Source organism: Cyanobacterium sp. Dongsha4 (assembly GCF_036345015.1).
GTDB lineage: Bacteria > Cyanobacteriota > Cyanobacteriia > Cyanobacteriales > Cyanobacteriaceae > PCC-10605.
This window is the reverse complement of sequence record NZ_CP084098.1, coordinates 3,866,505-3,879,890: the sequence shown is the minus strand read 5'-3', so window position 1 is coordinate 3,879,890 and position 13,386 is coordinate 3,866,505. Positions and strand designations below refer to the sequence as shown.

Genomic DNA, 13,386 nt, shown 5'->3' with positions numbered 1-13,386 from the left:
TATGTGAACTTACTAAAATCTTAAAGTCACATCTTTGACTTTTTCAATAATTTTTAAGGGGTTAAAGGGCTTTGTTAAATAAGCATTTGCCCCTAAATCCATGGCTTTTTGTCGGTGTAAATCATTGTCACGGGATGTAAGTATAATCACAGGTAAATTTTTCCACGCCTCCGATGCTCGAATTAACTGTAATACTTTGTAACCATCAAATCTGGGCATTTCTAAATCGCAAATAGCCAAATCAAAATGCTCTGATGTACTTTGTAAGGTATTCCACGCTTCCTTACCATCTCGACATTGAGTAACGTTATAACCCACTTGAGTTAAAGTACGATTAAGAGTTCGTCTGACAGCTACAGAGTCATCAATAATCATAATTGATAATTCATCAGTCTTAACCGTTAGAGTCTCTTTCTCTATTTTCTTTAACTGTCGTTTGCTTTCTCTTTGAATGAGTAAGGATTTAAAGTAATCGGGAACAAAAATAGGAACAACAGTTCCACTACCTAAGATGGTACAACCTCCCAAATAAGGGGGAATCGCTACGGTATCATCCAAACTTTTACTGACTAAGGGTTTTTCATCCACTACCGCATCCACTGCCATAACGACTTTTTCTCCGCTAATTTGCAATAGTAAACCTGCATAGGGTTGTCCTATATCAAGGGATAAATTAGAGGTATTGTAGGGTAATATTTGTGAGAGATGATAAAAAGAAATTTTTTGCTCTTCCCATAATATTTGATTGTCCTGAATTTCGTAGTCGGAAAGACGAATTACTCTCAAGACATTTTCGGAAGGAATTGCCACTGTTTGAGAAGCAATTTTAACCAATAGCAAGGAAATAATATTCAATGCCATAGGAATTTTTAGCTGAAAGATTGTACCTTTTCCTATTTCTGTTTTTACTTCAATAGTACCTCTTAATTTTTCAATTTCTGCTTTAACAATATCCATGCCCATCCCCCTTCCTGACAAGTCACTAACTTGAGATGCAGTGGAAAATCCAGGGGAAAAAATAGTTCCTAAAATTTCCTCTCTGGGAAGTTGATTAAATTCTTTATTTTGAGGAAATAAGCCTAACATTTTTGCTTTTTCATATACCTTTTTTATATCTATTCCTTGTCCATCATCAGCAATAGTTAAAATCACATTATTTCCTTCTAATTTCGCACTTAATTTAATTTGTGCTGGGTTCGGTTTACCTTCTTTTTCTCTTATATCTGGCATTTCTATACCATGATCAAAAGCATTCCTGATAATATGATTAAAGGGTGTTCTTAGAGTTTCGATAATATTTTGGTCAATTAAAACTTGTTCTCCTTCGATGATTAATTTTACAGATTTATGATAATCTTTGTTCATTTTTTCGAGAGGTTTAACAAAACTTCCTGCTAAGTTAATAAAAGGAACTAGGCGTACTTCTCTTAATTCTTGATCGAGGGTATCAAGACATTTTCTCATATCAATTAATGTCTCTTGAAATTCCCGATTAACTAAGTCAAAATCTTCTCTAACTTCTTGGATTTGGATAATTAATTCCGTTAAACTTTGTAGGGTATCGTGGATTTGACTATATTCATCAAATTCAAGAGCATCAAATTCTGTAAGATGTTCAATGTCTATTTGCGATTTATGACCATTTTGCTCAATATTTTCTTTTTCTTTAACGCTAAACTGATCATAAATATATTCTAACTGCTCTTTTAAGGGTGCTAATAATTTTGTCCTTTTTTTGAGGCTAAAACTAGCTTGTTTAATTTGGTTTTCATAAAGGCTTAATTGTTCATAAAAAATTAATAATTGTCCTGTTAAGTCACCCATTTTATTAACTTTATTAATGGGGATTCTCAAATTACGATTATTACTAGGTAGGGGCGGTTTTTCTAAATTAAACTTGGATTGAGTTTCTACAGTTTGTTTTGGTTTTAATTCTTCTGGTTTTTCTTCTATAATTAGTTGTTCAATTTGTTCTTGAGTATCTCCTAATAATAATTTTTGAAAATAGTCAGAATATTGAGGAAGTTGAGGATTAGTTTCGACAAGATATTGTTGTTTATTCTTTTCTATAAGTGCGATCGCTTCTTTGGTAAAATTAATAATATCATCTTCAAAATCTGATTTTAACTGTTTAATTAATTGACTAATTTCTACCAACCAATGACAATTAAGAGCTTGACCTAATAATTCACATTCTTCTAATAGAGTATCAATACTATTTTTAACATTTTTAGGAGTAGCTAATTCCTTATTTTCAATAATTTCTTGAACTCTTTGAATGCAATCAGATAAATCCGACTCTAGGGCAGTTTTGATAAAACTATCATCAGCAAACCCGATTTCTGCCAGTTCATCACTAGGGTTTAAAGCCTGTAAAAAATCATCTAATGCAATAATTAATTCATCGGCAGAATGGGTATCTAATAAGCAAGAATTTTTTTCTAATTCCACTAGATTATCTAATTCTTCCACTCCTAAAACTAACAAGCCTAAAGTAGTGTCTAAATCTTCTACCCTATCCTGTTGTAAGGCTTCAAATAAATCCTCCATTTTGTGAGCCAATTTACTCACTAAAGGCATTTCTGCCATTCCTGCACCGCCTTTTATGGAGTGAGCGGCACGTCCTAATTCTTTATAAACTCCATGTAAATCTTGATTGTTTTTCGATTCATTTAGGATTTGTTTTAAATTCGTAATGCCTTCGGTGAGAATTTGTAAAAATTCGGGGGCATCTTCTTCTAAAAAACAATTTCGAGCTTCTAGGGCTATTTCGGCTAAACTGTTGGCATCTAACATGGCTTAATTTGAGTAATGAGTAAGAAGTAATGAGTAATGAGTAGGGAGGCATGGGAGGCATGGGAGGCGTGGGGAGATAGGGAGTAAATTTATTTCTGTATAACTCCAAACTCCGAACTCCGAACCCTGAACTCAACTGACTTGGAAGCGGGAGGCGGATTGTTGCATCTCCATCGCTACTTTTACCAACTCTTGTAAGGATTCTGATACTTGATTAGCTTCTTGAGCGGTTTCTGTTGTCACCGTTGCCACTTCTCGCATTTTCTCGTTTACCTTCTGAGAGGTGTTTTTCTGCTCTGTAATACTATTGGAGATCGACTCTAACAGATTGTCAATATCATTACTGATTTGAGCCAGTTTTTGCAGGGTTTCTTTGGTATTTTTGACTAATTTTGTCCCTGTTACTACTTGGGTGGTGCTTTCCTCCATCATCCTCATCATTTCGCTAGTTTCCTCCTGAATTGTTACTACTAATTGCTCAATTTCTTGGGTAGAAAATGTCACCTGTTCAGCTAGTCTGCGTACCTCGTCCGCTACTACTCGGAAACCTTGTCCATTTTCTCCTGCCCTTGCGGCCTCAATGGATGCGTTAAAGGCGAGAAGGTTGGTTTTTTCGGAAATACTAGAAATGATACTGACAATTTTTGAAATTTCTTGGGATGAGTCGGCTAAACGTTTGGCTTTTTTAGCGGTATCGGCTACGGTTTGACGAATTTGATAAATACTATTTACGGTTTCATCGATGATTTTTTCCCCTTCTTGGGCAGTAAGACGAGATTCTCTGGAGATAGAAGCGGCGTTTTGGGTTGATTCGCTAATTTTCTCACTTTCTTGGGCAATTTCCGCAATAGAAGCCCCAATGGCTTGAATGGACATATCTTGTTTACTGGAGTTTTGGGCTAGGTGAGTGACTGAATGCCCATTGGCTAAAGCCGTTTCATGGACTTGATTGGCAGAGGTGACAACTTGTTGCACCAATCGCTGAAGATTATTTAAGGTGGAGTTAAAGGCATCAGCAATAGAGCCTACTTCTCCTGATACTACTTCCGCCTGTACAGTTAAATTACCCTTACTGGCTTCTTCGATGTCGAGGAGGAGGTTAATTACGTTTTTCTGGAGGTTTTCCCGTTGTTGTTTCTGGAATTGGGCTTCTTTTTCCCGTTGTTGGGCGATGTCTTCAATGGCTTCTGTATAGTCTTCAATTCTTTCTGCCATTTCATTAAAGGTTTTTGCTAATTGCCCTACTTCATCCTCTGAGGTGATTTCCGCTCTGACATTGCGATCGCCTTTTCCGATTCTTTGGGCAGATTTTTGTAATCTTTGAATGGGTTTGGTTAAAGCACGTCCGAATAAAATCGCTAAAATAATTGCCACGATTAAAGAAGCAACCCCTGCTAAAATTTGGTAAGTTAAACTCTGGTTGAGTAGTCTTTGTAATTGCATCTCAGGAGTGCCACGTACCACAAAAGCAATTTCTTCTCCTCTGAAGTTGGGTAAGGCTTTTACTGCCACAGTAAACCATTGATTTTCAATTAAGATGCGATCGAGAATATTGCCCCCAACCCCTGTTTCTGCAGTTTGAATTAAGTTTAAATCGGGTAAAGGAATATTATTTTGAAACTCATCGCTTCCTGCTTCTTGTAAACCCGATGTTACTAACTCGAATTTACCATTATTAAACATATAAATTGCCCCGTATCCCCCCCCAACTGCGTCTAAAGTGCGTTTTAAAAAGAGAGTTTTTCCATTAACAATTTCCCCCGCCATTAAAATAGCAATAACTTGTTGAGATTGGGGATCAGTAACAGGGGTAAAACTAAAGTTAACTAATACATCTTGTTCAGAAATACTACTAGGTAAAGGTGGTTTTTCTTTCTCAATTTCTGCCCAAGGAATAACCGCATTAGTTTGCATTCTTCGAGGGAATTTTACCACCTCAGAAACAAGATTTTTAGGGTCAAAAACTTCTCCTGTGCGATCATCATTAGCATTAACAATAATCCGATTATCTAAGCCAATTAAAGTAGCATATTCAATTTGTCGAGCATTAGTTTCGTTGCGTAAAATTTGCCTAACGGTATCCTTTAAACTACTGGGAATTTGCCTATTTTGTTGGTAATTTCTAGCGGCTTCTATAATAGCAATATTATCACTTTGTCCCCTAAATCCTGACTCCATTTCACTAATGCGAGAATTATAGTTAATAACTGATACGGCTAACTCTGCAATGGACTGGTTTTCTAGCTGACTTCTTCCCAAAACAACGGTAATTAATCGCCCTGCTAACACTACCCCAAAAACGGAAATAGAACTAGAAATGAATAAAGCAATAAATTGTTTGTAAGCAATAGGTAAATTAACTAATCTTTGCCATAAATTAACTTTCTTTTTCTTACTTTTTTTCTCTTTTTTATCTTTCTCTATAACTGCATCTTCTTTGGTTAATTTTTCTTTTTGAATTTCTGCGATCGCAACTTTAGCACTTTCGGCAAATACTTCTTCGTTATCTTGTTCGATAATTTGTTCATAAATGGCTACAGCTTCATTGTAATATTTTTCTTGTTGAAAAGCAGTGGCAAGATTAAGTTTTATGATTAAATCTTGGGGATTTTCCTGAACCTTTTTTTGGAGATTAAGAATATGATCAGAAAATTCTTTAGTTGTGGTTTTTTGTTCCTGTAAATTTGCCATAGTTAATAACTCCTTATAAAGTAAAATATTGATGATTACGTAAAACTTTAAAGATAAAAATAATAACTAATTAGTATTTAAGTAAGTTTGAATGTTAGCCAAATTTAAAATTGGTAATAACTCTTTTTCATTATGAATAAAACTATCTAAATATTCATTTAAAAGAGGAATAGAAGAACTTTTTTCTAAATTATCTTGGCTAATGTTATCCTGTAAAAAATCTTTAATTTCTCCTAATTTTTTGACAATTAAACCTACATTATTTTTACCTAATTTAGTAACTAAAATAGTGCTAGAACTCAGACGATTAGAAAAAGAAGGAACATTTTGCAATAGTAAAGATAAATCTAATAACCACAGTAAAATACCCCTTTGACTAATTAACCCTAAAAGACTATTTTTAACCCCCGGAATAGGGCAAATATCAGCATAATTAGCTGTTATCACCTCCTGTATTTTTTCGAGGGGAATAGCGATTTTTTTTTGATTAGTTAATTCGACAATAAAATAATCCATGAGAGAATTAAAAATTATATTTCAATCAGTAATTAGCAATTTACTGTGCTTACAAGGTAGCGAAGATGCTTCGTCACACAGCCCCCTAATACCCTAATACCCTAAGCCCCAATCTCCTTAATTAATCAAAGATAATTCTTGACAGTATTTAACAAATCAGTAGGACTATAAGGCTTTGTAATATAAGCAGTGCCCCCTTGTCTCAATGCCCAAAATTTATCAAAATCTTCGTCTTTGGTAGTCACGAAAATAATAGGAACGGTTTTATAATTCATTTCCTTACGAATATGACGACAAACATCTAAACCACTCATATCGGGCATAACAATATCCATCAGAATTAAATCTGGTTGTCCATTATGGGTTAACCATTGCAAGGCAGATTCTCCATTGTCGGCTAACTCTACCTCCACGTCCAAAGTTTGTAATAAACCATTAACGAGACGTTGTTGGGATTTAGAATCATCGACTACTAACACTTTTTTCATACTTTTAAAAATTATTTTGAAAATTAATTAAACAGCTTTTTGAATGTTATCTTGTATTGATTGTACTAATTCTTGGGGATTAAATGGTTTAGAAATGTATCCTACAGCACCAACCATTTTTGCTTTTACCCTGTCTAAAACTCCATCTCTACCTGTTAACATTAGGATAGGAATATCTTTGAGTAAAGCTGATTGACGTAACATATAAGCTAATTTATAGCCGTCAATATCAGGCATATTGATGTCCATAAGAATTAAATCTGGTTTTTTTCGAACAAAACTACTCATGGCTTTAGCTGGTTCAGTGATGCTTACTACATCAAATCCCCCTGCAATTAAGGTCATTTTGACTATTCTTTGAATAGCCTGACTGTCATCAATACAAGCAATAAGGGGTTTATCTTCAGCTTCAATCGGTTCTTGAAAAGGGCTGACGGTGATAATATCTGATTTGATTAGGGGATGTAATAGTAAGGCTAAATCTAAAACAGAATGACGGGAATAAGAGGCAATATCATATAAAGTACGATGATCGTCTAAATAGGGTTTTAACTGTTCAACTTCCTGATATTCTGCTATTCTATTGCCAAAATGAGTTCTTAAAACATCCCAATTATTCACTTGAGGACGAACAAAAGGGGAAGAAATATATTCTCTGAGAGTAACCCATCCTCTGACTTTCGATTTTACGGGTTCAATCAGGGATTTTAAACTAAGATTAAGAATTAAAGGGTCTAAACCAACAATTTTTTCAAAGGAAATGGTAGCACGAGGTAAAGCTAAACAAAGTGCGATCGCCTCTTGAGTCATGTAAGCGAGGATAGTACGAACCTTCTGCATATCCAAATCACCATCACGCCAATGCTGACAAATAAAACCATAATCATCTTCCAATTCTTGGGGTATATAAAAACCATGCTCAGGATAACACCGAGATAAAAGGTATCTAACTCTTTCTCTTTTACCATTGACACTATGGGCATAGTGAATCTTTCCCTCACCCAGATAAATCAGCCACTTTACCGACTCGTCATTGGGGTCTTGAATCATTAATTTACCCGAAACTTTTTTTGCTAATAATCCCTGTAAGGCTTTATAGGGAATGGCAACTATTTCCTTAACATTAGGGGAAGTTACAGTCTTTCTGGTCATGGTCGCAATCATAATATTACAGTTTAATTCAACTAACAATTACTATCTTTAATACAGTCTTTATTCCCACTTTGAATAAGATTTTTACTCAGAAAAAAACCTTTTTATTTTTACCATTTACCCTTAACTTTGTCTTAACCTAAGAGAGAATAAAGTTATAGATGATTCCTTACTAAAAGCATAACAAAAGATGTTTTTTTTGAGATAAAGATGTATTCCAGAACACATGAAAAAGAAGAAAAAGTATATTTTTTAACCAAAAAGTTATCTTTGAAAAAATAATCAAAATTGTAGGTTTAGTTAGCAAAAAAGAAAAGACAATAATTCAGTAAAAATACTTAATTTTAAGAAATAATTAATAATTTTAGGACAGGAGAATTCGGGGTTGGGGTGTTGGGCAGATCAGGGAGAAGTTAGGGGTTTTTAATTCTTAATTATTTACCTTTGCCCCTTGCCCTGTGCTGATACAGCCCTTTTAACACAAACTAGCCTATAGACTTTGATTGAGAGTGGTAATTACTTTCTCTTGTAAATCATCAGGAATGGGTAAATAACCCAAAGTAGAAGCACTTTCATCACCTTCAACTAAACTCCACTGTACAAAGTTTTTCACTACTTCTGCTTTAGTAGGGTCATCGTAGTTAGTGTATAGAAGTAACCAAGTTAAACCAACGATGGGGTAAGCATCAGGAGCTTCGGTATCAGGAATAACTAAAGCGAAATCATCGGGGACAGTTTGTCCAACAAAGGCTTTGGAAGCGTTTTCTGGAGAAGGTTTAATGAAGTTACCTGATTTGTTTTCTAAGACTGCTGTTTGTAAGTTTTTGTCTTTGGAGTAAGAATATTCTATATAACCGATCGCACCTGCGGTTTGTTGAATTTGGGTACTAACTCCTTCATTACCATCTGCACCAACTCCGCTAGGCCATTCTACTTCTTTTCCTGAACCTGCACTCCAATCACTACAAGCCTTTTCAATGTGGCTAGTGAAGATAAAAGTTGTGCCACTACCATCAGAGCGATGAACGAAAATAAGGGGAATATCTGGTAATCTTACATCAGGATTATCGGCTGCGATCGCAGGATCATTCCACTTCGTAATTTTACCCGTCACAATACCGCAATAGGTGTTACGAGATAAACGAATATCGTCTAATCCTTCGTAATTAGCAAGGTTATAGGCAAATACCAATAACCCTCCAGTCATGGGAATTTGAATGGGCTTACCCCTATTTTCAGGAAATTTCTGCTTTTCTTCATCCTTTAACGGTGCATCACTAGCACCAAAATCCACCGCTTCGGCAAGAAAGTTTTTTACCCCAGTGCCACTACCGACAGAATCATAGTTAATCCTAATATTTTTTTTATCGTCTGTAGAACTATATTCCTGAATCCATTTTTGATATAACGGAGCGGGAAAAGATGCCCCAGCACCCTTTAACATGACAATCTGATTGGGGTCAATACTTGGAGCGCTTACAGAAGAACTTTGTTTATCACTACAAGCGGTTAACCCTGCGGACAAAAATAATAAACCTCCTAAAGCAGAAGGTATTAGACTCTTAATTTTTCCCATAACAATTCCAATATATTTAACTTAAATTAGTTATTTCCAAGCAAAGAATATCTCAGCTAGTTTAAGTCGAGGTAAAGAATTGTAAATGTTAATACTTTTTTAACTTATTTTTTTGAAGAGATATGAGTATAATAGAGAGCTGACATTTTGTAATGAAAAATTTGTGAAGTTTTCTCGTTTTTTTAAAATAATTATTTGCAGTTTTTGTCTCAGTAGTTGCAGTAATTATCCTCGCTTATTAAACTTCCCTTTTTCCGATAATAACCGTAGTTTTAACACTCGTTCAGCCGAATTTAATCCCTCCATTTCAGGGGAGTATATTACTTTTGTTTCTGATCGTAACGGCTCTCAGGATATATATTTATTCGATGCGAGAAATCGTCGTCTAATTGATTTACCCGGTTTAAATGCTTTTGATGAAGTTGCTTCTAATCCTTCTATTTCTGAAGATGGACGTTATCTGGTATTTTCCATTTTAGCGGAGGGTAAGTCTGGGCTATATTTGTACGATCGCACCACTCAACAAAAAAGATTATTAATCCCTCAAACCAAACAAGAAATAAGAAACCCCACAATTAGTAGCAACGGAGAAAAAATTGCGTTTGAGATTGCCAGAAATGGACAATGGGATATTGTTGTTACCGATATTCGGGGTAATGTTTTGGATAACTAGAGTTGGGAGTTTAGGTATTGGGGTATTAGGGGATTAGAAAGAAATTAATTAAACACTTTTGCCCTCCCCCCTCGAGAGGGGGGATAAAGGGGGGTATTGCCCATTGCCTATTCCCTATTCCCTGCCTTAACCAGAAAATTTTAGAATGAATCAGCCCTAGCGAGATAAAGGGGGGTTTGCTTTTTACTTGATTTTTTTGACTCGAATTCCTTTGGTCAAATATGCTAAAAAGAAACCTACCATCCCAGTCATACCTAACTGCCAATAATTAGGAATAACAGTTGCCGTTATGATTAGTAGTAAAATAACAATGATATATTTATTTTTGATTTTCATGGCGAATTTTTCTTTGATTACCTAAATTATTTTCAATAAGCTAAGACCCATTAATTTTAATTTTTATTAATTAGGTAAAGGGTTAAACCCGTTGTTATGGGTAAAATACTCACCTATTGCCTAACGCCCCCTAACGATTTAGATGTGTCCTCGCTTAATCATTTTTTCTTATTAAAGTACCTATTTATATTGATTTGACTTTGCTCTTGATAACAAAATGCAAAAAAGTTCTGAAAATTATATTTCTCTCTGGCTTACCCAATTACCTAACTATTTTTGGTATATTTCTGTAGGTGCGATCGCACTTTTAATTTCTGTACCAATATTAACTGTTGTCACCAGTATTTTCGCAGATCATCAAGAAATTTGGCAACATCTTCAAGAAACTGTCTTAAAAGACTATATTGTTAATTCTCTGGTGTTAATGCTAGGGGTAACAATAGGAGTTTTGATTATTGGTGTGGGATGTGCATGGTTAGTCACTATGTGCGAATTTTGGGGGGCGAGTTTATGGGAATGGTTATTGTTAATGCCCCTCGCCGCTCCTGCCTATATTCTCGCTTATAGTTATACCAATATGTTAGAGTATTTCGGTCCAGTACAAATTTGGCTACGGACTATTTTTGGTTGGGAAAGTATTGATGACTATTGGTTTCCTTCTATCCGTAATATTTGGGGTGCGATCGCAATGCTAGTATTAGTTCTGTACCCCTATGTTTATTTATTAGCTAGAGTAGCATTTTTAGAGCAATCAGTATGTACATTGGAAGCCAGTCGCTCTCTAGGATACAACCCTTGGAAAAGTTTTTTAAAAGTAGCTTTACCCTTAGCTCGTCCCTCTATTATTGCAGGTTTAGCTCTTGCTTTGATGGAAACTTTAAATGATTTTGGCACAGTACAATATTTTGGTGTTAGCACTTTTACCACAGGTATTTATCGCACATGGTTGGGAATGGGTGAAAGAGTTGCCGCCGCCCAATTAGCTTCTTTTTTAATGGGTTTTATTGTTATTTTATTAGCCATAGAAAAACTTTCTCGCTCCCATGCTCGTTACTATCAAACCAGCAGTAATCAACAAAAATTACCTCGTTTTCATCTTAGTTGGTGGCGTAGTATTTTAGCTTTTTTTGCTTGTTTAATTCCCGTTACTTTAGGGTTTTTTATTCCTTTAATCTATCTACTTAATTTAACTATTCGTAATCGTGAAGAAACCTTAAATGAGAGTTTTTGGGCATTGGCAAAAAATAGTTTAATCTTGGCGGTTATCAGTGCAATTATTGCCATTATTATTGGCTTATTTATGGCTTATGGAAAAAGAATTATTCCCCATAAAATCATTAAAACTTCTGTGGGTATTGCCTCTTTAGGATATGCGATTCCGGGTTCTGTAATTGCTGTAGGTATTTTAATCCCTTTAGGGAGATTTGATAATGCAGTCGATAGTTGGATGAATAGTAATTTTAATATTTCTACTGGTTTATTATTAAGCGGTACAATTACAGGCTTAATTTATGCTTATTTAGTTCGTTTTTTAGCAGTTTCTTTTAATACTATTGAATCTAGTTTAACCAAAATAAAACCTAATTTAGATGATGCCTCCCGTAGTTTAGGTTATGGTGCGATCGCAACTTTAGTTAAAGTTCATCTACCATTAATAAAAGGGGGAATGTTAACCGCATTAATGTTAGTGTTTGTGGATGTAATGAAAGAATTACCTGCAACCCTTGTAATGCGCCCCTTTAACTTTGATACCCTTGCTATTCGGGTTTATCAATATGCTTCCGATGAGCGGTTAATAGAAGCCTCTGCACCAGCTTTAGCTATTATCTTAGTGGGTATTTTGCCAGTTATTGCCCTTAGTTATCGCATTGCCCAATCTCGCCATAAAAATTAGATGACTCCCCCACGATGAACATATATTATTAGTCGTTTCGATTAAGATTGAGACAATTCAATAAAATTTGTAGGGTGGGCATTGCCCACCAATAAGCATTTTGGGATAAACATTTATATTGTTCAACTATTTCATTCTCATTCTAAATAACTATAAAATTAGGCATTGGTGAATTAAGTGATTATTTTTAGCTCTTATCAGGAATAGGCAAAGGTGATAAATTAGCTTCTCCCCAATACCCAAATACCCTAAGCCCCGACTTCCCCCAACACCACTTGCAACCTGACACCTTTTTCTTAATCCCTATACCTCAACTAATAATTTGTTAAAATCCAACTTTTGCTAATATATTTAAGGGTTTATTTTGTTTAATCATCTCTAATTGTTCTTGATTTCTTACTAATAATGCTCCAGCAAAACCTAATGAGTTAACAGAAATTGATTCATATTTTTCCTGACTTCTAGGAACTACTTTTATCCAATCTTGAGTAATTAGTAAATTATAATCTTTTGACGGTTGATTGTTTTTTATTTCTATTCCTAAATCCCTGAGAATTTGTCGATAATATTCTGTTGTTAGTTCAGCAATATATTCTACACTTTTTGTTAAAACTTCAGATGAAAAATACATAATTCTGTGTTCGTAGGGAAAAGTATCTAAGGTAACTTTTTTATTAAATTCTCTGTGTTTTAAAAGTATTTGATTAATAGGTATATTACTTATATTATCAGTAAAATATTTAGGAATTAATTGTAAATGTTTATGGGGTTGAGAAGCACCTGATAATTTACCACAATTATAAAAACCTAGTCCCTTAATTTGTTTTAAAAGAGTCCAAAGAGCATAAAAATCACGGGAGTTAAGAATGTCATTTTGAGACTCGAAATCACGGGTAATAATTAAGCAATGATGATCAACAACATTATATTTATTTAAAATTGCTAAATGAGTATCACTAATATCTCCTATAAATAAGTTTTCTTCGTAGGGTAAAAAAGGATTAAAATTAGGCTCTTTTTTTTGTACTTTATTTTGCTCTCTTTTTGCTTTATCTTTACGATTTAGGTTATCAACAACTCTAATAATAAAAGGAATATTATTATCTTCAAAAATTTCGTAATGATTAGGAATAGAATGTAAAGCCTTTAATTGAATTGCTTTTTCTGTTGCTAAGGTTATTTTTTGCCACCAATTATCCTTGATTGATTTCATTTTTATAGTGAGTAGCTAAGAGTTAATAATTAGTCGGTATTAGATTATAAG

General features: G+C 34.5%; 10 protein-coding genes. 2 read left to right on the top strand and 8 right to left on the bottom strand.

Annotated elements, in window-relative coordinates:
- Positions 1–12: 12 nt before the first annotated feature.
- The 6 genes from Dongsha4_RS16860 to pstS form a co-directional block, all read right to left on the bottom strand.
- Positions 13–2,796 carry a response regulator gene (locus Dongsha4_RS16860; RefSeq protein ID WP_330203456.1) on the bottom strand — a complete coding sequence of 928 codons (2,784 nt, stop codon included), beginning with the start codon at positions 2,794–2,796 and terminating at the stop codon, positions 13–15.
- A gap of 132 nt (positions 2,797–2,928) precedes the next feature.
- Positions 2,929–5,487 (bottom strand): methyl-accepting chemotaxis protein, encoded by a 2,559-nt coding sequence (locus Dongsha4_RS16855; RefSeq protein WP_330203455.1) that lies wholly within the window; start codon positions 5,485–5,487, stop codon positions 2,929–2,931.
- Positions 5,488–5,553: 66 nt separating this feature from the next.
- A complete protein-coding gene (locus Dongsha4_RS16850) occupies positions 5,554–6,003 on the bottom strand; it encodes a chemotaxis protein CheW (protein ID WP_330203454.1) in 450 nt (149 codons plus the stop codon).
- Positions 6,004–6,128: 125 nt separating this feature from the next.
- Complete coding sequence (locus Dongsha4_RS16845) at positions 6,129–6,491, bottom strand: response regulator (protein WP_330203453.1); 363 nt, start codon at positions 6,489–6,491, stop codon at positions 6,129–6,131.
- Between the two features lie 27 nt (positions 6,492–6,518).
- Positions 6,519–7,643: a response regulator gene (locus Dongsha4_RS16840; RefSeq protein ID WP_330203452.1), complete on the bottom strand. Its 1,125-nt coding sequence runs from the start codon at positions 7,641–7,643 to the stop codon at positions 6,519–6,521.
- Positions 7,644–8,133: 490 nt separating this feature from the next.
- Positions 8,134–9,219, bottom strand: a complete 1,086-nt coding sequence (gene pstS / locus Dongsha4_RS16835) for a phosphate ABC transporter substrate-binding protein PstS (protein WP_330203451.1) — start codon at positions 9,217–9,219, stop codon at positions 8,134–8,136.
- 163 nt (positions 9,220–9,382) lie between these two features.
- Between pstS and Dongsha4_RS16830 the strand changes: the two genes are divergently transcribed.
- Positions 9,383–9,892, top strand: coding sequence for a Tol biopolymer transporter periplasmic protein (locus Dongsha4_RS16830; protein WP_330203450.1), 510 nt, complete (start codon positions 9,383–9,385; stop codon positions 9,890–9,892).
- 183 nt (positions 9,893–10,075) lie between these two features.
- On the opposite strand, the gene Dongsha4_RS16825 is transcribed toward Dongsha4_RS16830, so the two are convergent.
- Positions 10,076–10,228 carry a hypothetical protein gene (locus Dongsha4_RS16825; protein ID WP_330203449.1) on the bottom strand — a complete coding sequence of 51 codons (153 nt, stop codon included), beginning with the start codon at positions 10,226–10,228 and terminating at the stop codon, positions 10,076–10,078.
- Positions 10,229–10,445: 217 nt separating this feature from the next.
- On the opposite strand from Dongsha4_RS16825, the gene Dongsha4_RS16820 reads away from it, so the two are divergent.
- Positions 10,446–12,122, top strand: a complete 1,677-nt coding sequence (locus Dongsha4_RS16820) for an iron ABC transporter permease (protein WP_330203448.1) — start codon at positions 10,446–10,448, stop codon at positions 12,120–12,122.
- A 325-nt stretch (positions 12,123–12,447) separates the two neighbouring features.
- On the opposite strand, the gene Dongsha4_RS16815 is transcribed toward Dongsha4_RS16820, so the two are convergent.
- On the bottom strand, positions 12,448–13,335 hold the full coding sequence (locus tag Dongsha4_RS16815; protein WP_330203447.1) for a phosphorylase: 888 nt from the start codon (positions 13,333–13,335) through the stop codon (positions 12,448–12,450).
- Positions 13,336–13,386 lie beyond the last annotated feature (51 nt).

Coding starts and splice junctions, on each gene's coding strand:
- Dongsha4_RS16825 (WP_330203449.1), bottom strand. CDS start 10,228: ATGAAAATCAAAAATAAATATATCATTGTTATTTTACTACTAATCATA.
- pstS (WP_330203451.1), bottom strand. CDS start 9,219: ATGGGAAAAATTAAGAGTCTAATACCTTCTGCTTTAGGAGGTTTATTA.
- Dongsha4_RS16855 (WP_330203455.1), bottom strand. CDS start 5,487: ATGGCAAATTTACAGGAACAAAAAACCACAACTAAAGAATTTTCTGAT.
- Dongsha4_RS16850 (WP_330203454.1), bottom strand. CDS start 6,003: ATGGATTATTTTATTGTCGAATTAACTAATCAAAAAAAAATCGCTATT.
- Dongsha4_RS16820 (WP_330203448.1), top strand. CDS start 10,446: ATGCAAAAAAGTTCTGAAAATTATATTTCTCTCTGGCTTACCCAATTA.
- Dongsha4_RS16815 (WP_330203447.1), bottom strand. CDS start 13,335: ATGAAATCAATCAAGGATAATTGGTGGCAAAAAATAACCTTAGCAACA.
- Dongsha4_RS16840 (WP_330203452.1), bottom strand. CDS start 7,643: ATGACCAGAAAGACTGTAACTTCCCCTAATGTTAAGGAAATAGTTGCC.
- Dongsha4_RS16860 (WP_330203456.1), bottom strand. CDS start 2,796: ATGTTAGATGCCAACAGTTTAGCCGAAATAGCCCTAGAAGCTCGAAAT.
- Dongsha4_RS16845 (WP_330203453.1), bottom strand. CDS start 6,491: ATGAAAAAAGTGTTAGTAGTCGATGATTCTAAATCCCAACAACGTCTC.